General features: G+C 58.7%; 23 protein-coding genes and 3 pseudogenes. 19 read left to right on the top strand and 7 right to left on the bottom strand.

The genetic code is table 11. The features are described from left to right. Positions 1-95: 95 nt before the first annotated feature. Both BUA39_RS17075 and BUA39_RS16470 read right to left on the bottom strand, forming a co-directional pair. Positions 96-383, bottom strand: a pseudogene (locus BUA39_RS17075) (lytic transglycosylase domain-containing protein); the annotation flags it as partial. 43 nt (positions 384-426) lie between these two features. Then, positions 427-780 carry a hypothetical protein gene (locus BUA39_RS16470; RefSeq protein ID WP_072794324.1) on the bottom strand — a complete coding sequence of 118 codons (354 nt, stop codon included), beginning with the start codon at positions 778-780 and terminating at the stop codon, positions 427-429. 211 nt (positions 781-991) lie between these two features. Between BUA39_RS16470 and BUA39_RS16465 the strand changes: the two genes are divergently transcribed. The 3 genes from BUA39_RS16465 to BUA39_RS16455 all read left to right on the top strand — a co-directional run bounded on the left by BUA39_RS16465 (position 992) and on the right by BUA39_RS16455 (position 2,017). Continuing rightward, positions 992-1,243 carry a hypothetical protein gene (locus BUA39_RS16465; RefSeq protein WP_072794323.1) on the top strand — a complete coding sequence of 84 codons (252 nt, stop codon included), beginning with the start codon at positions 992-994 and terminating at the stop codon, positions 1,241-1,243. A 124-nt stretch (positions 1,244-1,367) separates the two neighbouring features. Next, positions 1,368-1,625 carry a helix-turn-helix domain-containing protein gene (locus BUA39_RS16460; RefSeq protein ID WP_072794322.1) on the top strand — a complete coding sequence of 86 codons (258 nt, stop codon included), beginning with the start codon at positions 1,368-1,370 and terminating at the stop codon, positions 1,623-1,625. A gap of 167 nt (positions 1,626-1,792) precedes the next feature. Next, a complete protein-coding gene (locus BUA39_RS16455) occupies positions 1,793-2,017 on the top strand; it encodes a hypothetical protein (RefSeq protein WP_072794321.1) in 225 nt (74 codons plus the stop codon). A 367-nt stretch (positions 2,018-2,384) separates the two neighbouring features. Here the strand turns inward: BUA39_RS16455 and BUA39_RS16450 are convergent, their stop codons facing one another. Next, positions 2,385-2,561 carry an LrgB family protein gene (locus BUA39_RS16450; RefSeq protein ID WP_084605060.1) on the bottom strand — a complete coding sequence of 59 codons (177 nt, stop codon included), beginning with the start codon at positions 2,559-2,561 and terminating at the stop codon, positions 2,385-2,387. Here BUA39_RS16450 and BUA39_RS16445 point away from each other — a divergent pair. The 11 genes and pseudogenes from BUA39_RS16445 to BUA39_RS17015 form a co-directional block, all read left to right on the top strand. Then, positions 2,540-3,363 (top strand): annotated as a pseudogene (locus BUA39_RS16445) (IS256 family transposase); the annotation flags it as partial. The gene BUA39_RS16450 and the pseudogene BUA39_RS16445 sit on opposite strands and share 22 nt — an antisense overlap. A gap of 253 nt (positions 3,364-3,616) precedes the next feature. Beyond that, complete coding sequence (locus BUA39_RS16440) at positions 3,617-4,621, top strand: TRAP transporter substrate-binding protein (protein ID WP_072794320.1); 1,005 nt, start codon at positions 3,617-3,619, stop codon at positions 4,619-4,621. Between the two features lie 39 nt (positions 4,622-4,660). Then, positions 4,661-5,176, top strand: a complete 516-nt coding sequence (locus tag BUA39_RS16435; protein WP_084605058.1) for a TRAP transporter small permease — start codon at positions 4,661-4,663, stop codon at positions 5,174-5,176. Further along, on the top strand, positions 5,160-6,443 hold the full coding sequence (locus BUA39_RS16430; RefSeq protein WP_072794318.1) for a TRAP transporter large permease: 1,284 nt from the start codon (positions 5,160-5,162) through the stop codon (positions 6,441-6,443). Before BUA39_RS16435 ends, BUA39_RS16430 begins: the two co-directional genes overlap by 17 nt. 11 nt (positions 6,444-6,454) lie before the next feature. Then, the gene (locus tag BUA39_RS16425; RefSeq protein ID WP_084605057.1) at positions 6,455-6,898 is read left to right on the top strand and encodes a MaoC family dehydratase; all 444 of its coding nucleotides are present in this window, start codon (positions 6,455-6,457) and stop codon (positions 6,896-6,898) included. 26 nt (positions 6,899-6,924) lie between these two features. Further along, positions 6,925-7,692: an IclR family transcriptional regulator gene (locus BUA39_RS16420; protein WP_072794317.1), complete on the top strand. Its 768-nt coding sequence runs from the start codon at positions 6,925-6,927 to the stop codon at positions 7,690-7,692. A gap of 10 nt (positions 7,693-7,702) precedes the next feature. Next, the gene (locus BUA39_RS16415) at positions 7,703-9,232 is read left to right on the top strand and encodes an acyl CoA:acetate/3-ketoacid CoA transferase (RefSeq protein ID WP_072794316.1); all 1,530 of its coding nucleotides are present in this window, start codon (positions 7,703-7,705) and stop codon (positions 9,230-9,232) included. 10 nt (positions 9,233-9,242) lie between these two features. Beyond that, complete coding sequence (locus BUA39_RS16410; protein WP_072794315.1) at positions 9,243-10,958, top strand: FAD-binding protein; 1,716 nt, start codon at positions 9,243-9,245, stop codon at positions 10,956-10,958. 16 nt (positions 10,959-10,974) lie between these two features. Next, positions 10,975-11,886, top strand: coding sequence for a dihydrodipicolinate synthase family protein (locus tag BUA39_RS16405; protein WP_072794314.1), 912 nt, complete (start codon positions 10,975-10,977; stop codon positions 11,884-11,886). Positions 11,887-11,918: 32 nt separating this feature from the next. Beyond that, a complete protein-coding gene (locus tag BUA39_RS16400) occupies positions 11,919-13,433 on the top strand; it encodes an aldehyde dehydrogenase (NADP(+)) (RefSeq protein WP_072794313.1) in 1,515 nt (504 codons plus the stop codon). A 97-nt stretch (positions 13,434-13,530) separates the two neighbouring features. Further along, a pseudogene (locus BUA39_RS17015) lies at positions 13,531-14,265 on the top strand (aldo/keto reductase). Between the two features lie 675 nt (positions 14,266-14,940). Here BUA39_RS17015 and BUA39_RS16390 read toward each other — a convergent pair. Next, entirely contained in the window at positions 14,941-15,828 is an 888-nt protein-coding gene (locus BUA39_RS16390; protein ID WP_072794326.1) for a LysR family transcriptional regulator, read from the bottom strand. A gap of 135 nt (positions 15,829-15,963) precedes the next feature. Here BUA39_RS16390 and BUA39_RS16385 point away from each other — a divergent pair, with 135 nt between their 5' ends. Genes BUA39_RS16385 through atzF form a run of 5 tightly spaced genes read left to right on the top strand, consistent with a single transcriptional unit; the run spans position 15,964 to position 22,927 of the window. Then, positions 15,964-17,586, top strand: a complete 1,623-nt coding sequence (locus BUA39_RS16385) for an ABC transporter substrate-binding protein (RefSeq protein WP_072794325.1) — start codon at positions 15,964-15,966, stop codon at positions 17,584-17,586. Beyond that, positions 17,586-18,605, top strand: a complete 1,020-nt coding sequence (locus tag BUA39_RS16380) for an ABC transporter permease (RefSeq protein ID WP_072794312.1) — start codon at positions 17,586-17,588, stop codon at positions 18,603-18,605. Before BUA39_RS16385 ends, BUA39_RS16380 begins: the two co-directional genes overlap by 1 nt. Beyond that, positions 18,605-19,495 (top strand): ABC transporter permease, encoded by an 891-nt coding sequence (locus BUA39_RS16375; RefSeq protein WP_072794311.1) that lies wholly within the window; start codon positions 18,605-18,607, stop codon positions 19,493-19,495. Before BUA39_RS16380 ends, BUA39_RS16375 begins: the two co-directional genes overlap by 1 nt. Before the next feature lie 5 nt (positions 19,496-19,500). Continuing rightward, the gene (locus BUA39_RS16370; RefSeq protein ID WP_072794310.1) at positions 19,501-21,129 is read left to right on the top strand and encodes a dipeptide ABC transporter ATP-binding protein; all 1,629 of its coding nucleotides are present in this window, start codon (positions 19,501-19,503) and stop codon (positions 21,127-21,129) included. A 31-nt stretch (positions 21,130-21,160) separates the two neighbouring features. Continuing rightward, on the top strand, positions 21,161-22,927 hold the full coding sequence (gene atzF, locus BUA39_RS16365) for an allophanate hydrolase (protein ID WP_242648627.1): 1,767 nt from the start codon (positions 21,161-21,163) through the stop codon (positions 22,925-22,927). Positions 22,928-23,126: 199 nt separating this feature from the next. On the opposite strand, the gene BUA39_RS16360 is transcribed toward atzF, so the two are convergent. From BUA39_RS16360 to BUA39_RS16690, 3 genes are all read right to left on the bottom strand, one after another. Beyond that, complete coding sequence (locus BUA39_RS16360) at positions 23,127-23,873, bottom strand: hypothetical protein (protein ID WP_207546243.1); 747 nt, start codon at positions 23,871-23,873, stop codon at positions 23,127-23,129. A gap of 249 nt (positions 23,874-24,122) precedes the next feature. Further along, positions 24,123-24,410, bottom strand: coding sequence for a LysR family transcriptional regulator (locus BUA39_RS16350; protein WP_072794306.1), 288 nt, complete (start codon positions 24,408-24,410; stop codon positions 24,123-24,125). Positions 24,411-24,413: 3 nt separating this feature from the next. Beyond that, complete coding sequence (locus BUA39_RS16690) at positions 24,414-24,659, bottom strand: Tn3 family transposase (RefSeq protein WP_165610547.1); 246 nt, start codon at positions 24,657-24,659, stop codon at positions 24,414-24,416. Positions 24,660-24,898 lie beyond the last annotated feature (239 nt).

Below are 24,898 nucleotides of genomic sequence, written 5' to 3'. Positions count from 1 at the left end.
GCACTCAGCATTGGGCTGGAAAAGCCCGGTCGCTTTCGAACGGAAAGTAGCCTAAACGAGCACATGGGGCGGCACAAAAACGCGACAGGTCCAGTCAGCCAATCGGTCACGGAGAGCTCTGCGCGGCGCAAACCGGGATGGCTGGCATAGCGCAGGGCCATTGTCTCGATGCCCGAGAGAACGTCTGCGCGGGGCAGGTGTGCTGGCTGGGCGAGTGCTGCAAACCTCAGCGCGTCAGGCTTGGGCGCCGCTTCCGTCTCACCAAGAATGGCCAAACCATCGGACGCCGATCCCTGACAAACGCGGTCATTGTAGTTCCGTGCAAAACTACTCTGAGACCGGGTTGGGGGCAGAGAGCCGTCGCTCTCCATGACCAACACCATTTGCGCTGAAGCTGGCGCGGCGACCAGCCAGAGACAGACGAGGTTAGTTGCGAGTGCCCTTGTCCAAAGGCGCAAGTTTATGAGTACGGCTTGTACCTGCCTCCAGCGGCAGGTCGACATGCGCAAAGCCAAGGCCAATGAAGAAAGATACCACGCCAGAGATCGTCTTGAACTCGCGAATCTTGATATCGTTATAGGTCGTCCGCGTGCGGGCCGTGACCAGCAGCTTCTCCACGCCCTCGTCAGAGACGACGCGCATGATCCAGACCCCGTAGTAGCTGGGGCCTTTCTTATGTGCCGACTCCTGGCACAAGATTTCTGCGCTATAGCCGCTTTCCACGAGTTCGCGGAAACGTGCTTCCGTAACCACATTTGGTGCTTCGATGTCCCAGTTCATGGCCCGGCTCACGCTTTCTCCAAAGACGCAACGTCCGGGCATTCCCACTTGAAGCCCAAAGTTACGATAGTATACTATCAACCGCAAGATATAATATCGTGCTTTAGCTGTAGTTTGGTCACGCAAACACTAGTCACGGCCAGTGTCTGCGATCAAGGAGATAACAGGTTTGAGAAACCCAAGGTTGACATGCCTGCTCCCATTGCAAGCTATGGTCCTTCTGATCTGCGTTCCCGGGCCGGTTTTGGCGGAATCCTGCTTCGCCCCGGCCCGTCCTTTCCTGCCAAGTGATTCGCAGGCGGCGCGGGACTATGCGGACATCATCCGTGGCGATTTCGAGAATTACATCCAGGATATCCAGAGCTACTTCCGTTGCCTCGACAGCGAACGCGCCCGTGCCTTCGAGGAAGCGCGCGAAGTCAGTGAAGACTATGGCCGGTTTCTGCAATTGGTAGGGGATTGATGGGCAACCTCGGGAACATCAGACTTGCAGCCCATGGAAACCAGACGCCGATAACACCCTCATATATCTACTTTTTAGATAACAGATTTCATCCGCTAGCGACGTCACAAAAGGTATGTGACGCGTGGCAAAGACAATCAGAAGCACGGGACAGGTGGCACTCTGCCAAGCATTGGTCGACGCCCGCATCAAGGCGGGACTCGGGCAGGAGGACTTGGCGATCAAGCTCAAGTGCCATCAATCCCTCGTGGCGCGAATTGAAAGCGGCCAGCGCCGGGTCGACGTCGTCGAACTGGTCGTTCTCGCCCGCGCCATCGGCTGTGACCCCTTCAAGGTTCTGGCGATCGTCGACGCCGCCACGGAGCCCGACCACAGAATTTGAAAGCAAAGAAATTTTGGGGCGAACCACTTTGGATGTCCCCCCGTGAAGTGAGCTCCTTCAAGGAAGAGTAGTCAGCCAACATCCACCAATTGCGTCATGCTGTGCAGGTTAGGCCGGGGAACACGATGCCGCGATTGCAGCGCCAAAGTGCAGGAAGTCAGTAAACAGTGGACCATGACAAAGGTGAAGGCGTCGCGATCGCCAATCTGATCGGGACCGATGGGTGCGCAGTTGGTTGGGTTTATCGCTGGGGTACAGGCACGCATGCGGTAATGTGGGACGTCTTCGGGCCTAAGCCGGTATCGGAAATCCGGCCGGATCTGACTGAGGAACAGAAGCAGGAAATCGACTTTGACGGATTGACGCGGATTGGAAGCGGCGACATCAAATAGGCTTCTAAGGTAGCCGCCAATTCATACAGATGGATAGGGTACGCCGGCATACCAGACATTGGGGCGGCACGCGGCGAATGCGGACTCTGAGCCCAACCCAGACCTTCGATTTTTATGCTGCGCGCGCTCGCGGCGTGAAATCTTCTGCGACCGCACGAATTCCGGTGTCGCCCGCGGCGGGAAATACGGCTGTTCATGCACATCGCAGCATATCAAGCGCCACCAATTCACAAGGAGCGGGACTTTGCTACCGATCGCCGCACACGCAACGTGGGCGAATGCGGGCATCAGCGAAAATTCGCTACGGTAGCTCCAGCGGTAAATACATGTGCTTTGCAACTACGGCTTGGACCGGAGCAAAATGGTATCAGTTACTGGACCAAGCACTCTCGACAGGTGAACTGGCATTGAGCGCCATTCTGATCGTCGCGAATGCGCCCGCAGTTTCGTGGACTTGGAAGGCCCGCGCAGCACTAAAACAATTAGCGGCATCACCAACGGCGAAGCAATGAGCCTTCCAGTCGTGGATGCTCAGCGCGTTCATCAGCGGGGGTGACCTGCGTGTCAAAGCGCCAAGTCTCAAGGCTTTGCGGCGAGATCGATGAGCGGGTCGCAGCGTTCCTGCACCGCCCGCTGAAAGGCGGATGGTCGAACCTGTGGCTCGACGCCACCTATATCAAAGTCCCCGGCGGCGGCCGGATCGTCAGTGTCGCGGCCATTGTGGCTGTCGCCGTCGAGCCCAGCGAGGCAGAGGTCTTCTGGGACGAATTCCTCCGCTCTCTCGCAGATCGCGGCCTGCGCGGTACACGCCTGGTCGTCGCCGACGATCACAAGTGGCTGAAGGCCGCGGTGGCCAAGGTACGCGACGCGACCGTCCAGCGCTGCCGCGTGCATTTCATGCGCAACGCGCTGGCCTGTGCCGGCAAGAAGGACCGCCCGAGCGTCACCGCGGCGCACAGAGCCGCCTTTGATCTTGACACGCTCGCGGCATCGAAAGACCGCTGGGCCAAGCTGATTGACGCCTTCGAGCAGCGCCATCCCAAGCTCGCGGAGCGGATGCTCCGCGCCGAACAGGACGTCCTGGCCTACATGGGCTTTCCCAGGCAGCGCCGCACCAAGCTGCACTCGACCCGATCGAGCACCTCAACAAGGAGGTGAAGCGCCGCGCCGACGTCGTGGTGTTCTTCCCGAACGAGGCCTCCATCGCCCGTCCGATCGGCGCCGTGTTGTTCGAACAGAACGATGAATGGCAGACCGCCAGCCGATACATTATGGTCGAAGCTATCGCGGAAATCGACGCCGAGGAGACCGACCCCATTCTCAACATCACAACCCTGGCCGCCTGATTATAACCTCAGGCCACTCTGGAAATTACACCACCTTGACGGACGTGACCTCCAGATCCATCGGTCACCCGCAAACTTTAGAACTGTGTTTAGGCCCGGTACGTGTTTGAATCCTTTTGATTGCGCTTCAGAAGTGTAATTCAAGATAGAGTACGGCCAGACCGTACGGCGTACGAATAAATTTGACAGATATACGCCCTCCCCATAACCAGTACGCCGTACGGATCATTCGTACATATGGAGGAGACCCAAGATGGAACTTACTAACAAGATGACGCGGCTTCTGTCCGCTGCGGCATGTTCTCTGGCTGTGATGGCATCAGCCGTCAGCGCGCAGGAGATCGTACTGACAGCCGGAACGGAATCCAATGAAGACGGGCTGTACTACCGCACGTTGAGCCTGGTCGATGAGAACCTCAGGGAGAACACCGACGGCAAGGTTGCGCTGGAAATCTATCCGAACCAGCAGCTCGGCAATGAGGCCAGCATGATCGAGGGCTTGCGTAGTGGTTCTCTCGACATCGCCGTTGTCGGGGGAGCCAACTTCGCAAGTTTCCTGCCCGAGTTCCAGATTTTCAGCGTGCCCTACATCTTCAAGGATTATGACACCTACCGAGCCGCCATGGCGCCGGACAGTTCGGTCTGGTCAATGATGCAGACCAAGGTAACGGACGCCGACCTAGGGCTTCAGTTGATGGCGCCGAGCACCGTCGGCAGCCGCTGGGTTGCAAATTCAGAAGGCGAAGTTGAAAGCCCTACTGACATGAAAGCACTTGAGCTGCGAATGCGCGTCCAAGGCAACCCAATCGAGGCCGAAGTCTGGGGCGGGTATGGCGCCAACCCGGTCAACATGCCGATGCCTGAAGTGGTCGCAGCGATGCGGCAGGGGGTGGTACAGGCTGTCGAGAATGCGCCGGACATCCTCTACACCTACAAGATCCACGAAGCCGCCAAATACCTGTCGCGGACGGATCATTCTTTCTATGTTGCCCTGGTGTTGATGGGTGACGACGCGATGGACAAGATCCCCGAAGACCTCAAACCCGCCGTGAAAGAGGCTTTCGCCACCGCCGGCCAACAGTTGCTGGACGAATCGGTCGCGGCCCAAGAGCGCGCAGTCGAAGGGCTTGTCGCAGAGGGCGCGATCATCACGGAGGTTGACAAGGAAGCCTTCCGCGCACCTCTTGGCGATCTTTATGACCGAGTTGCAAAGGGTGCCGGTGCTGAAGACATACTGAGTGCCATTCAAGGTCTATAAACCACACTAGTGGCAAACCTAAAAAAGGAGTAGGCAGCGATGTCCCGCCATGTCGAACTCTTAGGCCGCGTCGCGAGCCTACTCGAAACAACCACGTTGAATTTATGTGTTCTGTTAGCCGTCCTTATGAGCGCCACGTTGCTGGCAGAACTGGTGGCACGCAACCTGATCGGTACCACGCTGATCTGGTCAGCCGAGTTCGCAACCATGTGCTTTATCTGGATCGCTTTTCTGGGCAGCACGGCAGCGGCCCGTCGGCGCGATCACTTCAATGTCGACCTCATAGGCCGCTGGGTCCCGGCGGGTAGTCCGGCTGAACATTGGCTGCTGGCGCTGACCGCTGCGATCTTTGCGGGGTTCGGCGCTGTACTGCTGATCAACGGCATCAGCTTTGCTGAGACCGGGATGCGCCGCTTCAGCTTCAGCCTTGGTATCCCGCAGGGCTACACGATGTTGATCATGCCTGTCTCGGGTGCGCTTTTTCTGTTCTACGGCTGTGTCGAACTGCTGGAACTCTTTATCGACGAGGACCGCGAAAATGTCGAACGCGCCTGAAATCGCGCTGCTGTTCAGCAGTTTCATCGTGCTGCTTGTGGTGAGAGTGCCGCTGGCGCTATGCCTCGCCACATCAACCTTCCTGAGCATGATGGTAGCGGGGATGCCGCCGGTCCTGGTGGTCGAGCGGCTGTATGCGGCGCTGGATTATTTCCCATTGCTGGCCATCCCGTTTTTCATCCTAGCCGGCTTCCTGATGAACCAGGGCAATATTGCGGAGCGGTTCTTCGACTTAGCCCAGGCGATGGTCGGCCATATCCGAGGCGGGCTTGCTCAGGTCAACGTGCTGATGTCGATGATGTTCGCCTCGGTCTCCGGAACGGCCTCCGCCGATACGGCCGGCGTCGGTTCCATGGTGATCCCCGCCATGGTTAAGAAGGGCTATTCGCCGGGCTTTTCCGCTGCGATCACTGCCGCCTCCTCAACTATGGGTGCAATCATTCCGCCCAGCGTCCTGATGATCGTCTACGGATCGCTGGCGAACTTGTCGATCACCGCGTTGTTTATGGCTGGGATCGTGCCAGGCTTGCTCGTGGGGCTGTCACAGATGGCAATCGCTTACCGCCGGGCAGTGCGCGACGGCATGCACCGCGAACAAAGGCCGGACCGACGCCGGTTTCTGCATGCAGCACGCCGCGCGATCCTACCAATGGGCGTTCCGATCATCATCATCGGCGGCATCCTGGGCGCGATATTCACCCCGACCGAAGCGGGCGTCGTGGCCGTTGCCTATGCGGTGGTGCTGATCGTCATCCTGCGCAGCATTTCGCTGAAGGAATTGCCCCGGATCACCCGCGAAGCGGTGCTGATGGTGGCGCTTCCCACCTTTGCCATAGCCGCAGCCGTTGCCTTTGGTTGGATGATCGCCTTCCTGAAGGTGCCGAATATCGTGGGTGAAATGATCGAGGGATATGACATCGGTCGCCAGGGCGGCCTGATCTTCATCGTACTGATCTTCCTGGTGATGGGATGCTTCATCGACGGCGTGCCTGCAATGATCATCTTCCTGCCGATCGCCCAGAAAGTCGCCGCCGTGACGGGGATCGACCCGCTACACATGGCGATGGTGATTGTCATGACAGCGGCACTGGGCCTCGTCACCCCGCCCTTCGGTCTATGCATCCTAATAGCGGGAAAGATCGCAGGCGTTCCAACACCTGTCATCGTTCGAGAAACGATGATCTTCGTCGCAGCTTTCGCAGCGTTGATCCTCGCGATCATCTTTATCCCAGGGATCGTCCTGTTCCTGCCTGAAACCTTTTCCTGAAGGAGAGTTTGATGATTGCTAGCGACGCTATGAAGCGCCTGAAAGTCGGAGAACGCTACAGCATCCGCAAGACGATCGGCGAATCTGATGTTTATCTCTATGCCGGGATCGTCGGGGACTTTCACCCCAATCATACTGACAAAATCTATGCCAGGGAGCACTTAGGTCGGCGCGTGGCGCATGGCTCTTTGCTGCCGGGTTTCGTCTCTCGCGCCACGGTCGAGATGATCGGAAACCGCCTAACCCCGCCCGGCTACGCTGCGCAGGAGTTTCGCCTGAAGATGATCGCGCCGGTTTTCATCGGTGACACGATCGAGACGACCGTGGAAATAACCGAACTGCTCCTCGACCGCCGCAAGGTTCTCATGAGCGCGGAGATCCGCAATCAGGAGGCCACCCTTTGCGCCGTTGGCGACACGATCGTGAAGGTCCTGCGGACCGAGCCTCACCAGTAGCCCCGGCGACAAAGAAGGAAGCCAAGATGCCCCAACCCCGTAAACCGGTCCGATCCGTCCTACGTGCCGCAGCAGTCATCGAAGCCATTGGCGCGGGATCGAAAGGGCCGAGCGCGATTGCCGCCGAGCTGGAGATCAGCAAAGGCACGGTATTCGATCTGCTGAAGACGCTGGAAGCCGTCGGTTTCGTGCGACAGGATGAGGTCAGCGAGGAATACCTTCTGGGTCCGGCGCTGATGCGGCTGGCCACCAACAGCTCCAATCAACTTAATGTGGTGGAGGTCAGCGCGCCGCATTTGCAACGGCTCTCCGACGAGATCGGAGAGGTAACGCATCTGGGTCAGCGGGACGGGTTCAACACGATCTACCTGCACCGCGCGGCCAGCCAGCGCGCCAATCGTTTGTTGAACCTCAATAGTCTGATCGGCGCACATTCGCCGCTGCATTGCACTTCGATGGGCAAAGTGTTCATGGCGCAGTTGTCGGATGAAGAGTTTGCCGAGTTCCTGAAGCAGGAACATTCGCAATTCACGCAGTTCACCATCTGCGATGCAGAGAGGCTCCGTGCGGAGCGTGAAAAAGTACGGGAATGCGGATTTAGCACCAACATCAGCGAATTCGAAGATGGTGTCTCCTCGGTCGCGGTGCCTCTGCGCCTCGGCGCGGGGCCGATCACCCACGGTATTAACATAGCCACACCGTCGATACGGATGCCCGAGGCACTGGTCCCGAGGCTGGCCCAGAAGCTGAATCAGACGGCGGCGGCAATCGAGAAGGACTTTGGGCTGAAATGAGGAAAGAAGCATGAAACCGGTCAAGATCATATCGGCCGATGATGCGGCCGATCTGGTGCAGGACGGCGCGACCCTGGCGATCTGCGGTTGCGAGAACGTCCTGACACCGGATGCGCTGCTACGTTCCTTAGGTCAGCGGTATGACCGAACCGGTTCGCCTGCGGCACTGACCGAAATGCACCCCATCATCGTTGGTATGGGCGAAGGTCGCGGGTTGGAGAACCTTGCCCATCGCGGCATGGTCAAGCGCGCAATCGGTAGCGGCTACAGCTATCTGAAAACCTCCAAGTATACCGCCCTGCTGAAAGATGACGCCTTCGAGGCACATGTCATGCCGATGGGCACCATATTCCAGATGCTGCGGGATTGCGCGGCCGGACGGCGACGGACGATCACCAGGATCGGGCTGTCGACATTCGTCGACCCTGCCGTAGAAGGCGGATGCATGAACACCGCCGCAACACAATCTCTGGCGCGCCACATTGATATCGAAGGCGAAATTCATCTCGCCTACGACGTGGTCCCGGTCGACGTCGCCTTTCTGCGGGGGACGACCGCCGATGAGAACGGCAATATCAGCTTCGAGGATGAACCGGTCTCTCTGGGCGCACGGATTATCGCCCAAGCGGCCAAGGCCTCGGGTGGCAAGGTCGTCGTGCAAGTGCGGCGCATGACCCAATCGGGTTCGCTCCACCCGCGCATGGTCGAGATTCCCGGCATCTTTGTCGACGCGGTAGTGGTGGTGCCCGATCAGCCGGTGTCCGGCGGTGAGGCGCTGAACCCGGCGCTGACCGGTGAGGTCAAGCTGCCAACGAAATCGGTTGGTGCCGCCCCTCCGGGTATTTCGCGCATCGTGGCAAGCCGTGCAAGCGCGGAGGTCAGAGATGGCGAGACCGTCAACCTGGGGGTTGGCATGCCGATCGAGGTGCCGAAGATCCTTCATGAACGCGGCTCGGCCCCGCATACCACCTATTTTCCCGAACACGGGTCGGTCGGCGGAATTCCAGGGGATCGCGCGATCTTTGGCACCAACATCAACCCCGACGCCATCATAGACAGCACCAGTGTCTTCGATTGCTTCCAGGGGGGCGGCCTCGACATCACCTTTCTGGGCTGCGGACAGATCGACGCCACGGGCAATGTGAACGTGTCCAAGTTCAACGGCATCGTTCCGGGATGCGGCGGTTTCATCGACATCATCAGCCGCACGCCCCGCATCGTGTTCTGCGGCTCGTTTTCGGCCGGCGGTCTCGATGTGGCCGTGACTGACGGAAAACTGGATATCGCCACCGAGGGGCGCCATTCAAAATTCGTTCCCGAGGTCGAGCAGATCACCTTTAGCGCCGAACTCGCCCTGCAGCGGGGGCAACACGTCCTTTACGTGACTGAACGCGCTGTGTTCCGACTGACCAGGCAGGGACTCGAACTCATAGAGATCGCGCCGGGCGTTGATCTCGAACGGCACGTACAAAGTCAGATCCCTTTCCCGATCACCGTTTCGGACAAGCTGAAAAAGATCGCGCCGCACCATTTTACCTGAGGAGACCAGCATGACGAATTTCGAAACGATCACCACAGACGTTTTGGTCATCGGCAGCGGCGGGGCTGCGCTGCGCGCCATTCTCGCCGCCAGCGATGGCGGGGCCGAGGTGACTGTCGTCGTCAAGAACGAGTTTCGCAAGAGCGGGGCGACTTTTTACAGCGTGGCCGAGGTTGGCGCTTACAACGTTCCCGACGGAGCCGGAGACCCGAACGACAGCCCGGAGGTCTTCGCCAATGACATCCTGACGGCGGCCCAAGGCATGGCTGACCCCAGGCTGGTGGATATCCTGGTGACCGAAGCCGAGAGTTCGCTGCAGTATCTGGAAGGCAAAGGAGTCCACTTCGAGCGCGAAAATGATGGCTACCTCGCGTTTCGCGCCTGTTTTTCGTCCAAACCACGGTCGCATGTGCTGAAAGACCATTTTAAGCCGATCATCAAGGCTCTGGGTCAGGAAGCCTCCAGTCGGGGGGTCAAGGTCCGCGACCGGATAATGGTGGTCGGCTTGCTGGTAAGAGACGGGGAATGTCACGGCGCTTTTGCCCTGGACGCAGACGGTAGTCCGGTCGTGATTCGGGCCAAATCCGTAATCATGACCACCGGCGGTGCCAGCCAGCTTTTCGCCAAGAACCTCTACCCCTCGGATATCACCGGCGATGGCTATGCGATGGCATATCGCGCCGGCGCGCAGCTTGCCAACATGGAGTTCATGCAGGCCGGGGTCAGCATCATCGATCCCTTCATCAACCTCTTCGGCAATTACCTGTGGGACGCGCATCCGAACCTGACGGACCGTAGCGGCAAGCCCTTCATGCCGGACTATCTGCCCGAGGGTCTGACGGCGGCCGAGGTCCTACAGGAGAAGGAGCGGCACTTTCCGTTCAGCTCGTCCGATATCTCGCGCTACATCGAAATCTCGATCCAGAGCGCCATCAACGACGGCCGCGGCACGGACAAGGGTGGCGTCTTCCTGGATTTCAGGGGCTGCGATTTCGACCGGCTGCTGTCCGATACATCGCGCTCTTTTGCGCGGATGTGGCCGCTCACCCACGAATGGTACAATGAGAAGGGCATCGATCTTTATACCGATCCGGTGCAGATCACCTGTTCGGCACATGCGATCAATGGCGGTCTACGCATCGACGAGAATGCAGAAACATCGCTCAAGGGGCTGTTCGCCTCCGGCGAAACCGCGGCTGGTCCGCACGGGGCCGACAGGCTGGGCGGAAATATGGCAATGACCTGCCAGGTCTTCGGCGCCCGCGGCGGCGCGGCGGCGGCCAGGCGCGCAGCATCGCGCCCGCATCAGGATCTGGGCAATATCGCCGATCCACATTTGGTGTTCCTTGCCGGGTTTGCGCGGCAGGGCAGCGACACCGGCCCTCGCCTTCGCGCCGAACTACAGGAGGCCGCCAACCGGCAGCTTCTGATCCTGCGAAACGAGGCAGGGCTGACGCAGCTGTTGGCGGAGCTCGACGAGTTGCAGCAGCGCCTGAAAACCAACACCCGCGCCGATACCCCAGAGGCGTTCGTTCACCTCATTGAGACCGACAACCTGATCGAAACCGCGCGCATGATGGCGCGGGCGGCGCTAGCCCGGCAAGAAAGCCGTGGCAGCCACTACCGCGAAGACATTCCGGCCTCCTCTCCTGAGTTCGACCGGAGTCAGATCATCGACCGCACCCATCCCGATGGCGGCTTTTTTGCGAAACTCGAATCACTATAAATAAAGGATTTCTGCAGTGACCCACTACACCGGCATCTGGCCTGTTGCTCCGACGCCATTCAATGCAGACGGCACGCTCGATCTCGAGGGGATGAAGCGTGTGCTTGATTGTCTCATCGATCAAGGGGCGGACGGAATTTGTATTCTCGCGAACTTCTCCGAACAATTCCTGCTATCAGATGCGGAGCGCGAGATCTTGACGCGGCTCGCGCTCGAGCATGTGGCGGGCCGTGTGCCCGTGATTGTGACGATCAGCCATTACGCGACGCAGATCGCGGTGGAACGCGCGCGTTTCGCCAAGAGCCTCGGCGCGAACGTCGTGATGATGATGCCGCCCTATCACGGCGCGACGCTCAAGGGCACACCGGGGCAGACCTTCGAGCAGTTCGCGGCTGTGGGCGAGGTCGGCATCCCGATCATGGTGCAGGACGCGCCAATGTCGGGCGTCGATCTGTCCGTGCAGCTCCTCATACGGATGGCCACCGAGATCGAAATGGTCAAACTCTTCAAGATCGAATGCCCCCACGCGGCCAACAAGCTGCGTACACTCATCGCCGAAGGCGGTGATGCCATCGAGGCGCCATTTGATGGTGAAGAAGCGATCACGCTCCTCGCAGACCTCGATGCGGGCGCCACGGGGTCGATGACCTCGGGCATGATCGTTGACCAAATCAAACCTGTCATCACGCATTACCACGCCGGTCGTGTCGACGAGGCGACCGCCGCCTACGGGCGTGTTGCGATGGCGATCAACCACGAAAACCGCCAGTGCGGCTGGCAGTCGTGCAAGGCCGCGATGGTAGAGGGTGGCGTGATCGCGTCGGACTTCTGCCGTCATCCCATCGCACCGCTGCACCCCGCGATCCGCGCGCGTCTGATCGACTTGCTCAAGCCGCTCGATCCGCTCGTGCTGCGCTGGTGTAAATGAGCCTGACTGGCTTTAAATGAAAGGAAATTCCCATGACATTCACGCCGCACGGCAAGCATTTGATCGCAGGCGACTGGGTTTCGACGGGAGCGACGTTCCGCTCGGAGCCTGCGCATGGTGAGGCGCATGCGTTCTCGATGGGGACGCCGGAACTTGTCGATCGAGCCGTTCGGACCGCCGAGGAGGCGTTCTGGACATACGGTTACACCACGCGCGACGAACGCGCGGCGTTTCTCAACGCCATCGCCGACGAGATCGAGGCGCGGGCAGACGTCATCACCCAGATCGGCAGCGAGGAAACCGGCCTCCCCGAAGCGCGCCTTCAGGGCGAACGCGGGCGCACGACGGGCCAGTTGCGTCTGTTTGCGAGCCACATCCTCGCGGGAGACTATCTCGACTGCCGCCATGACGAAGCACTTCCCGATCGTCAGCCGCTTCCGCGCCCCGATCTGCGCATGATGCAGCGCCCGATTGGGCCTGTGGCTGTGTTCGGTGCCTCGAACTTCCCGCTCGCCTTTTCAACGGCAGGCGGCGACACGGCGTCGGCGCTTGCGGCCGGTTGTCCGGTCGTGGTCAAAGGTCACGGCGCGCACCCCGGCACCGGCGAAATCGTCGCCGAAGCGATTCATGCGGCGATCGAAAAATGCGACCTACCCAAGGGTGTCTTCTCGCTCGTCCAAGGCGGCAACCGCACCGTGGGCCAGGCGCTCGTGCAGCACCCGCTGATCAAGGCCGTGGGCTTCACAGGCTCGCTCGCAGGTGGCCGCGCGCTCTTTGATCTCTGCGCGCAACGTCCCGAACCGATCCCGTTCTTCGGCGAATTGGGCTCGGTCAACCCGATGTTCATGTTACCCGAGGCAGTCTCGGCGCGGGGCGCGGGGCTCGGCCAGGGCTGGGCGGCGTCCCTCACCATGGGCGCGGGCCAGTTCTGCACCAATCCGGGCATCGCGGTGGTGATCGAAGGGTCTGACTCTGATGCCTTTATCGAGGCCACACGCGCGGCATTGAGCGAAGCGGGCGGACAGGTCATGCTCACCGACGGCATCGCCGAGGCCTACACCTCGGGCGCGGCCAAGATGGGTGCGGAGACGGGCGTTCAGGACCTGTTGACTTCGATGTGTGACCGCCGCGAGGCCAAGCCGTTCCTGTTCAAGGTGGCCGCCGCCGACTGGCTCGGCAACCATGCTTTGAGCGAAGAAGTCTTCGGCCCGCTCGGTCTCGTCGTGGTGGCAAAAGACGTCAAGGAAATGGACCGCGTGGCGCGCAGCTTCGACGGCCAACTCACGGTGACGCTGCACATGAATGACGGCGACACTACGCTCGCCCGCCGCCTCCTGCCGGTGCTCGAACGCAAGGCCGGTCGCGTGCTCGCCAACGGCTTCCCGACGGGTGTCGAAGTCTGCGACAGCATGGTCCATGGCGGCCCGTACCCCGCCTCCACCAACTTCGGCGCAACCTCCGTCGGCACACTGTCGATCCGCCGGTTCCTGCGCCCGGTCTGCTATCAGGGATTGCCGAACGCGATCCTTCCTGCCGACCTTCAATGATATTGACACGCCTTCGAGTGATCCCATAATTGCTCCACCAAATCATTCCGTAGCGACATTCGATTTGCTTAGCGACTTCGGCCCGTAATTTTCTGCGATGCCAGAGGCATTGGCGCCCTATGCGCCGCGTGCGAAGCGAAAATTCGACATAGCAAGGCACGACAAAATGACTAACGTCACCCCACCGGAACTACAGTTGAACGACGGTAGCCAGATCCCGCAGATAGGCTACGGCGTCATGTTCCTCCCTGACCTGATCGCGCCGGAAACCATCGGTCATGCAATCAGGTCGGGGTACCGCCATATCGATACGGCGCATGCCCACAAGAACGAGCCTGGTGTGGGCCGTGCCGTCACGGAAGCCGATGTTCCCCGCAAGGACCTATTTGTCACGACAAAACTCTGGATCCTCGATCATGGCTACGACCAGGCCCTGCGCGCATTCAACAGTTCTATCGCATGGCTCGACCTTGATTATCTTGATCTTTATCTGATCCATTGGCCCCAGCCGATGGAAGACAAGTATGTCCAGACATAGAAGGCCCTGATCCGTCTTCGCGACGAGGGCCGGATCAAGTCGATCGGAGTCTGCAATTTCAACCAGGATCACGTTGAGCGCCTGATCTCCGAGACCGGAATCGTGCCCTCGGTCAACCAGATCGAATTGCACCCTCGATTTCAGCGGAACTCCATTCGCCCATTTCATGACGAGCACGGCATCACGACCGAATGCTGGAGTCCTTTGGGGCAAGGGCAAGTTCTTGACGATAACAGGTTGTTGACGATCGCCGCCAAGCACGGCAAGAGCCCGAGCCAGATCGTGCTGCGCTAGTATATCGAGAAGGGATCAATCGTTATTCCCCGCTCCCGTACGCCGAAGCATATCAAAGAAAATCTCGACCTCTTCGGTTATGCGCTGGATGCCGACGACAAAGCCGCAATCGCCTCAATGGATTGCGCCGCAGGGGGCATTGGCGCGCTTCCGACAGAACGGGCGGCCGTTCCGCTGCCTACTTGGGATTGGAAAAAAACTGATCGATTAACATAGCCGCTAAGTGAAATTCGACGGAGGTAGCGACAGGAGCAGCAGAGGGCGCGCCTCGTACCTCGGAGGCAATAGTCAGCCGGCCGCGCCAGCCCTAGGTCCGGCGCTCGCGCGGTTCAGAACCCGAAGTAGTGTCCCGCACCTTTCGGGCTCAAAAACCGCGCAGCGTTAGGATGGTTCGAATCCGTACGGCTGAACGGCTGGTTCGCTGAAATTCGCAGCATCGTCGAAAACTCTTCGCCGCGCGCGCAAACACTTTCTGCGCAAGCGAAAGAGGCAGGTGCAAAAGTCCGGAAAGTCCCGCACACCCGGCCTTGGAACACAACGCAGCAGGTGTCTGCTCTGAGCCCAATCCGGTCATTTTGATATCATGCTGCACGCGCACGCAGAAGAAGGCTTGCCGCAGTTGCATCGAGCATGACGCTGTCGAAGATCAGGTCAAACCTGACATCACGTTTATTCCTACGATAGTGCCGTCATGACCTGATTTGCGAACTTTAGCGCGGCCACTGGCAGGGTGCGTCCTTTGAGATGTCCGAGGTAGAGTTCTCCTCCCGCAACGTCTCGCTCTGCGATTGGAACGAAGGACATGTCCGGTCGGGCAAGAGCGTTCAAGCCAACGGGAATCTGAAACCCGATCCCGTGACCATAGGCTGCAAAATGGCGCACCATGTCGAAACTATCGGTTTCCAGCGCAGGTTCCAGCTTTCCACCAAATCGCGCAGCAGCCTGATCCAGAAGAACGCGCACGCCAAATTGCCGGGCAGGCAAGACAAGATCGTATTCGAGGCATTCCCGCAGCCGGAGGGTCTTGCGATCCGCCAATGGATGCGCGGCAGACATCACCGCCATAACCGGCTGATGGACGGCGTGCAGCACTTCAAAGTTGACCATATGCGCGGGCTCGAACACCAGTGCCAGATCGCTTTCGAAGGTCACCAGATCCTGTTCTGCCTGAATACGGTCGCGCACGTTCACGCCGAATGTGACATCGGGAAACTCGGCGCGATACTTTGAGATCTCGCGTGGTAGAAAGTACGGTAAGAGCGCTTGGGAGCAGGCGATCTTGACGTGTCCGCGCCGCACTCCTGATAGGTCCGCCACTTGACTATGGACGCGTATCAGATCCTGCCTTTGAAGGCGGATATGGTGAAGGAGCAGCTCTCCCGCAGGATTGAGCCTCATACCTCTGGGAAGGCGCTCAAAAATTTCTGAGCCAAACTCTTCTTCAAACGCCTGTATGCGTCGGTTGAGCGCTGAGGCGGTAATGTTGGTATCCTCTGCGGCTTTCCGAATGGAACCAGAGCGATGCACTGCCTCGATCATGTCGTAGGTGAGCAAATGGCGCATGATACGTGTCCCGGCAGGAGTGACATCCAAGCGATGCATTTTTTGCAGCACTCTGCTTCTGTTTTAGCATTTGTGTGCAGCACAGGCCAATGTCAAATAAAAACCAATCTTCTTGTTGCTCGCAAAGGACTTGCCATGACGGACACCTCACGCAGAAATTTTCTCAAATTGACCGGCACTACGATGGGTGCGGCAATGTTGCCGTTTCTCAAGGCAATGCCCGCTCACGCGCAGACTGGCGGCACCATCGTTATCGTTTCCGGCCAAACGATTAACAGTCTCGACCTACACCGCACCGGCACCAATCGCGCCTCTTATCAGGTGGCCGTGAATTGCTACGACCGGCTTGTCAGCTTCGGCACAAAAGACGCGCCCGGTGGCGGGCTGTCTTACGACTACGACACGATTGTGCCTGAGCTGGCCGAAAGCTGGACCATCTCGGATGATGGCCTCACAATGACCTTCAAGATCAAGTCGGATGCGACGTTCTGGGATGGGCGGAAGGTCACGGCGGCGGACGTCAAATGGTCGTTTGACCGCGCAGTCTCCGCTGGCGGCTTTCCGACAGTGCAGATGAAGGCTGGCGGGCTGGAGCGCCCGGATCAGTTCGAGGCCGTGGATGACGAAACCTTTGTGATCACGCTCGACAAGCCTTCCAAACTGACGCTGCCGGACCTTGCCGTGCCGGTGCCCTTCATTATCAATTCCGAAGTAGCCAAGGCCAACGCCACCGAGGACGATCCTTGGGCAATGGAGTATCTGCACATGACGCCCGCTGGGTCTGGTGCATTCCAGGTTGTGCGCTGGGATCAGGGTCAACAGCTTGTCTATGAACGCAACGACGCCTGGGTCGGCGGCCCGCTGCCCAGCTTTGAGCGCGTGATCGTGCGCGAGGTGCCCAGCCCGGCAACCCGCCGTGCCTTGATCGAACGGGGCGACGTGCAGATGTCGTTCAACATCCCCAACAAAGATGCGGCCGAACTGGACGCCATGGACGGTGTGGATGTCTATTCCACACCGATTGAGAACTGCATTCACTGCCTCTGCCCGAACTTCAATTTCGAGCCCTTCCAGGACGCGAATGTGCGCAAGGCACTGGCCTATGCCATTCCTTATGAGGCCATCTTCCAGACCGCCGCCTATGGCCGGGGTGCGCCGATGTGGGGCGGTGAGGCCGAGATCACCGATACCGCATGGCCACGCAAGTCGCCCTACATGACTGATTTGGCCAAGGCCAAGGAGCACATGGCCGCGTCTAGTTTCGCCTCTGGTTTTGAAGTGCCCCTGTCGATCAGTCTTGGTCTGGCGGACTGGATGGAACCGACGGCGCTGTTGCTGCAAGAGGCGTTTGGAGAGATCGGGATCAAAACCCAGATCGAAAAAATCCCAGGAGCCAATTGGCGCACTGCGGCGCTGGTCGAAAAGCGCCTGCCTTTGCATCTTGAGAACTTCGGTGGCTGGCTGAACACGCCAGATTACTACTTTTTCTGGGCGTATAAGCACGGTCACCTGTTCAACTCATCCAACTATCTCAACGAAGAAATCGAGACGTTGGTCGACAGCACGCTCCACATCCCAATGGATGATCCAGCCTACGCACCCAACATCAAGCGGATGTTTGAAATCGCGTTTGAGGACCTGCCGCGTATTCCGCTTTGGCAGCCAGCCTTGAACGTCGCGATGAACGATGCGGCAGGTTACGAGTTCTGGTTCCACCGTCAGCTTGACGTGCGCCCACTGACCACGGCCACGAGCTAATGGCCGCACGCAGCAAAATGATCCTGGGCCGTGTGGCCCAGGCAATCCCGGTGGTGATGGGCGTTGTTGTGATTTCGTTCCTGCTCACGCGCGCCCTACCCGGTGACCCGGCTGCCTATTTTGCCGGGCCTGCCGCCGATGAGGCATCTATTGCAGAAATCCGCGAAACACTTGGTCTAGACGAACCGCTCTTTCAGCAGTTCTTTTACTATGTTGGCGATTTGATCCGTGGCGATTTGGGAACGTCGCTGACGACCGGACAGGCAGTGCTTACTGATTTGGGCGCGCGTCTGCCGGCTTCGCTAGAGTTGACGCTAGTGGCACTTCTGCTCTCTTGCGCCATTGCGATCCCACTTGGTGTGCTCGCCGCCACCCGGCCGGGCACTTGGGTCGATCACCTTTGCCGTGTCCTTGTGACGGCGGGGGTCTCAATGCCGACCTTCTTCACCGGCATCTTGCTGATTTACATCTTCTACTACCTCGCGGGCCTCGCACCTTCACCTCTTGGACGGCTCGATTTCATCTATCTGTCGCCACCACATGTGACGGGATTCTACCTGATCGACGCTGCGCTGGCGGGCGACTGGGAAACCTGGCTCGGTGCGCTGAAGCAGCTTATCCTGCCCGCGACGACGCTGGCGCTGTTCACACTGGCGCCCATCGCACGCATGACCCGTGCTGCGATGCTGTCGGCACTGTCCTCGGACTTCATCCGCACCGCCCGCGCGGCTGGGCTCAGCGACCGAAAAGTTCTGTTTGGCTATGCGTTCCGAAACGCGTTGCTGCCCGTCGTCACAACGCTCGGGATGGTGTTTTCTTTTACGCTTGGTGCAAATGTGCTGGTCGAAAAGGTCTTCGCCTGGCCCGGCATTGGGTCTTACGCGGTCGAAGCCTTGGTGGTTTCGGACTACGCCGCCGTGCAAGGTTTCGTCCTTGCGATGGCACTCCTTTTTGTTGCCCTGAACCTTGTGATCGACATCGCCTATGCGCTGATTGATCCGCGTATCGGGCTGAACTAATGGCTGACATGACTGCATCAACCCCCGACACGACACGCCGCAAGGGCGACACGACGCTTGGACACATCGTATATGTGCTGCGCGACAACCCGGTCACGATGCTGGCCTTTGCGATGCTCGCATTCTTCCTGGGATGTGCGTTTTTTGGTCCGGCGCTTGTTCCTTACGACCCCTTGGCCACGAATGCAGCACGCGCGTTGGAAGCACCAAGTTGGGATCACTGGTTTGGAACAGACAACCTTGGGCGCGACGTATTCAGCCGGGTCATCGTCGCCACGCGTTTGGACCTTACTATTTCGGTTGCCGCAGTTGCACTCAGCTTTGTGATCGGCTCAATCCTCGGATCCATCGCGGGGTATTGGGGCGGTTGGCTCGACGCTGCTCTGAACCGTTGCCTTGATACGATCATGGCCTTCCCGCTGTTTGTGCTGGCGATGGGCGTTGTTGCGGCCCTTGGTAACACCGTCGAGAACATCATCTACGCCACGGCGATCATCAATATCCCCTTCTATGCACGGCTTGTGCGCGCCGAAGTCAACATTCGTCGCCATTCTGGATTTGCACAGGCGGCAAAGCTAGCCGGGAACAGTGATCTACGTGTGCTTGCGGTTCATATTTTCCCAAACTCGTTGCCACCGATGATGGTGCAGGTCTCACTGAACCTCGGCTGGGCCATCCTAAATGCGGCAGGCCTTAGCTTTATTGGACTTGGCGTGGCACCGCCAACACCGGAATGGGGAATCATGGTCGCCGAAGGGGCAAACTTCATCGTTTCGGGTGAATGGTGGCTCGCTGTCTTCCCCGGTCTTTGGCTGATGCTGGCCGTATTCACATTCAACCTGCTTGGCGACGGTCTGCGCGACATCGTTGATCCACGGAAAAGGACTTGAGAGCTATGCTGTCGATTAAAGATCTCTCCGTCGCGTTCAAGACCCGCAAGGGCGAAGTCAATGCAGTGCGTGGCATTTCCCTTGATGTTGCAAAGGGTAAGACGCTTGGCATCGTCGGCGAAAGCGGGTCGGGCAAATCTGTTACATCCTACGCGCTGATGCGCATCCTTGATGCGGGCGGTGAAATCCGCACGGGCGAAGTCGTTTATGGCGGGATCGACCTGCGTGCGGCGTCAGAGAGGGACATGCGCGACATACGCGGGCGTGAAATCTCGATGATCTTCCAAAACCCGCGTGCAGCTTTGAACCCCATCCGGCGTGTCGGGCATCAGGTCGAGGACGTCCTGATCCAGCACGCGCAGGCCACAAGGCAAGACGCCAACGCTAAAGCCATCGCAGCACTGGAAGCGGTCAAGATCAACGATGCTGCGGCGCGCTATGATGCATACCCGTTCGAGCTATCGGGTGGTATGTGCCAGCGGATCGTCATCGCCATCGCACTGGCCTGCAAACCACAGCTCCTCATTGCGGATGAGCCGACCACAGGCCTCGACATCACGACACAAAAGGCTGTCATGGACCTAGTGGGCGACCTGACCCGGGAACGCGGCATGGGCATGATCCTGATCACTCACGACCTTGGCCTTGCGTCGCAATATTGCGACCGGATTGTCGTCATGAAAGATGGGCTGATCGTCGAGGAAGGTGACCCGCATAAGCTTTTTACGGATCCGCAGCACGCCTATACACGCAAACTGGTGGACGCTACGCCCCGTGTTGGTGCATCAATCCGCAACCTACTTCCCCCGGAAACCCGGACCGCTGAGCCTGCACATAAGGTCCACGATCGCCCCCTTCTTGAGGTGCGTGATTTGGTGAAGACCTACCCCGGCAAATCCGGTCCGGTGCAGGCTGTCAAAAGCATTTCGTTCCAAATCAAGAGCGGTCAATCCCTCGGTCTCGTTGGCGAAAGCGGTAGCGGCAAATCCACCACCTCTGAGATGGTCGTCCGCCTTCAGGACCCAACGTCCGGAAACATCCTGTTCGACGGACAGGACATTGCGGCCACCGCCTCGGCCCGTTTTATGCGTCACCCCATGCGCGGCGAGATCCAGATGGTGTTTCAGGATGCGACAGACAGTTTGAACCCACGTGGTACAGCCGCCTCGGCCATTGCTGAACCACTTGCGCGGATCGCTAAAATGCGTGGCAGCAAGCTGAATGCGCGGGTCGCAGAACTGGCCGAGCTGGTTGGTTTGCCACAACCGCTTCTCAGCCGTTTCCCGCACCAGTTATCCGGCGGTCAAAAGGCCCGTGTTGGCATCGCCCGCGCGATTGCATTGGAGCCAAAACTGCTGATCCTTGATGAACCGACGGCGGCGCTGGATGTGTCCATTCAGGCGATCGTGCTGAATCTGCTTGTCGATCTTCGCGCACAAATGGGAATGTCCTACTTGTTTGTCAGCCACGACCTTAACGTGGTCCGACTGCTTTGCGATGAAGTGCTTGTTATGAAGCAAGGCGAAATCGTGGATCGCGGTCCCACGGCTTCCGTGATGGATAATCCCAGCCACACTTATACCCGTTCTTTGATCGAAGCCGCGCCCCAGCCACCAAATCCCGTTGCCGCCTAAATATCGAAAGCTCAGATCTATGACCCATGACATGCCTTTGACACTGACAGCCCTGCAAGACGCTTTTTCGGGGGGTGCCACGCCATCTGATATTGTCCGCGAAGTCTATCGTCGGATCGACGCGGTGAACGATCCTGCAATCTTCATCCATTTGCGTCCCATGGAAGACGTGATCGCGGAGGCCGATGCTTTGCCTGCACGTTCCGCTGAGCAACCTCTTTGGGGCGTGCCATTCGTGGCGAAAGACAACATCGATGTCGCGGGTATCCAGACGACGGCAGCTTGCCCCGCCTACGCCTACACACCGGAGCAAGACGCTTTTGTCGTAGCAAAGCTGCGCGCTGCGGGGGCCTTGGTGATTGGCAAGACCAACCTTGATCAATTCGCAACTGGCCTTGTCGGTGTGCGCTCACCTTACGGTGTGCCGCGCAACGCGATTGACCCTGACATTGTCCCCGGCGGTTCATCGAGCGGGTCAGGTGTGGCGGTGGGGCACGGCCTCGTCACGTTCTCTCTTGGAACAGACACAGCAGGATCGGGCCGCGTGCCGGCTGCGCTGAACAATATCGTCGGTCTCAAGCCGTCGCTTGGGGCGCTTTCGGCCACAGGCGTGGTGCCAGCCTGCCGTACGCTTGATACGATTTCGATCTTCGCCACCAATGTGACAGACGCGTTTACGGCCTTTCAGGTGGCCTGTGCCGAAGACGTTGAAGATGCTTATTCAAAGCCAATCACAGCAGGACACGTACAGCCATCTCCGCCATCTCTTGCCATTGGCGTTCCGGACGCGGCTTCACGCGTTTTCTTTGGCGATGATGTTCAGGCAGCCTCTTTTGAGGCAAGTCTTGCAAAGCTCACGGCGCTTGGAGCACGCATTGTCGAGCTTGACTTCAGCCCATTTTACGCCGTCGCGGAAATGCTTTATGAAGGTGCCTGGGTTGCCGAACGCTATACAGTCGTCGAAGACCTGATGCGAGATCAGCCAGACGCGCTCCACCCAACCACTGCCAAAATCATTGGCGCTGCCGAACAGCTTTCCGCAGCTGATGCTTTTCGGGGAATGTATCGCCTCAAAGACCTTGAACGTGCAGCGCGCGATACGATGGCAGGCGTCGATATGCTCTGCGTCCCCACCATCCCGACCTTCTATTCCACAGCCGATCTCGACGCGGACCCCGTCACACCAAATTCCAACCTTGGCACCTATACGAACTTTGTCAACCTTCTGGACATGTGCGGCATCGCGGTCCCGTCCGACCTACGTCGCGACGGGCGTCCTGGGTCTGTCACACTGCTTGCGCCCAGTGGACGTGACGCGAACATCGCCAGTGTCGCAGCAGCATTTGCCGACGAAACAATAGCAGATATGCTGGCACAAGCGACAGATGAGGAAATCGCCCTTGCGGTCTGCGGCGCGCATATGTCCGGCATGGCGCTGAACCATGAATTGACGTCGCGCGGCGGCCGGTTGCTCAAAGCGACACGTACCGCGCCGCGCTATCGGCTATATGCGCTTGCCGGCGGGCCTCCGCAGCGGCCAGGACTGCTAAGAATTGAAAAGGGATCGCATATCGATCTGGAAGTATGGGCGCTTCCAAAAACGGCGGTGGGTGGATTTCTGGAAGGAATTCCAGCGCCTCTCTCGATCGGCACAGTCGAGCTGGAAAGCGGTGCGAAGGCGCATGGTTTCCTCGTTGAGACAACAGGTGTCCAAGGCGCTGACGACATCACCCATCTGGGCGGTTGGCGGCAGTATCAGGCGCTGCAACATGTGCAAGTGCCTGAAGCGGCAGATTGACTTGAGCTCACGCTTCCAATGCTATGAAAAGCTTGCCGCAGCTGCAAACACTTGCTGCGTCAGCAATAGCCGCATCTGCACAAGTCCGGTTTGTCTCGCTCTACAGACTTTGGCATCGTCAGCAGCGAACGACCGGTGATTGAGTAGCCCCGAGCACATCGGCCGACATGGATGAATGTCAATGCTGTCTTTGTTGACGCTAGTAGTTCACCTGCTCAAAGCCGTAGTTCCCTTTATAGTCACGCCAGTCAACGAAGACAGAACGGTGATAGATGCTGGGGCAATTCTGGCCCCAGCGTTCGAGGCCGATATGGGCGGAGGGTAGGGCGGTCACGGAAGACCTCTGCCAAGCGAAATCACCTTGGGTTCCGTATGTGCCGAGGACCACGGTGGCGCTACGGTTGCAGTCGCCGTCACGTCCGGACTCGTGTTGTCGCGCATACCGCACATCAAAGACTCTGATGGATCGTACGAAGTTGAACTCAGGTCCGCTGATATCGATGTCTGCGCGATCTTGAATGAGCCGGAGGGCCTGGTCGGCTGGAACAAGATAGTCTGTAGCTTCAGGAGTGCGCCAAGCAGCCTCAATCGGTTCAACGGTATCGCGCGCTGGAAAAGACTGTTGTGGTCCAGTGCGGTTGTTCTGTAAAAACGCTTCAAAGATGAGGTTTACACTGTTTGGTGCTGGAGTGGTCTCATAGGACGCACCCATTGGACAGCGCCAGATTTGGAGCGGCGGTTCCACTGGCCACGGCGTAATGCGCCGAATGAACTCAGCGCGGGCACGGGCGCATGGCACGGAAGCAGGCCAGCCGCCAGACAAGCACAGGAGGATCGCGCAATCGATCGGGTATGTCTTGGCTCTGGCGGACATCGGCAGCGAAGAACTTGTCACTGTCAAAGCGACTGCGACCGAGGGGAGGAGGTTCTTGAGTAAATTGCGCATGCTGAGGGCTCTCTGTAACAAGGCTCAGCATACATACGATAATATACTATCGCAACACAAAGTGTAATTGCGCATAATGAAGTTTATGTTAAATATATGCCTTGGAATGTTCTTTTAATCTACGTGTCTGCTCTTATGAGCGACTTTCATCATCCCGAAAGTGCTCCGGTGAACCGTGGCCGCTAGGCTGCACGCTCTAAACCCAAACCTGCCGATGTGAAGACCAGACATCCATGCATCGGCGCTCTTTCAATCCCGCAGCGCATGTGTCTTGTCCAGCAACCAGTTACGAAGTGTCTCGGAGGCGGGCTTTTGACCGGCGTTTCGTGGCAAGACAACCTGATACCAGACACAGCGCACCAAGCCGTCGCCCAACCGGACGAGCCGGTTGGACGCCATTTCCTGCCTGCACAGGATGTCATCCGCCAGGATCACACCTTCGCCGTCCACGGCCGCATCAATCGCAAGAGATAAGTCGGAATAAACGCGCCCTGTTCGCCATGCATCGCTTTCAATGTGCCAGCGGGAAATACGCATAAGTTACCGGAAATCGTGGGAATTACTGGCTTCAGCCATCTTGCTCAGCCCGAGGTTCCGACCCTCGGCCAATGGCACATTCATCAGGCCGATATTGTCTTTCGTTGGTACACCGGAGCGCAAATGGGTGAACGCATCAGTGAATCGGGTCGCTTCGTTTATCTCTCGCATGGTGTCGGTGATCCGCGTATCTGGAATACGTTTGTGAAGTTTGAACAAGGGATCGGCTGCGTCGGAAGGTGTTCTCATTGGTAAGCAGCTCAGGCTGAGAGCGCCATCCTTGATAGCGCCGCCCGGAATTCCGCCATTTTCGCTGCCTTCGACGGTTATTGCAGCCCGATCACCATCTGAGCGTGCCGATCTGCCAGCCATGTATCCGGATCAAGCGGCACGGACAGCTGAACATTCTCCGCCGCCTCGCCGCCTGGACGACCAACACCCGATTTAGATACCCAAAGCGCCTGAATTGCTTCAGCCACATATCGCCC

The sequence above is a fragment of the Cognatishimia maritima genome, assembly GCF_900129685.1.
Classification (GTDB): domain Bacteria; phylum Pseudomonadota; class Alphaproteobacteria; order Rhodobacterales; family Rhodobacteraceae; genus Cognatishimia; species Cognatishimia maritima.
The sequence above is the reverse complement of the archived record's forward strand: the minus strand, read 5'-3'. Positions and strand labels throughout refer to the sequence as shown.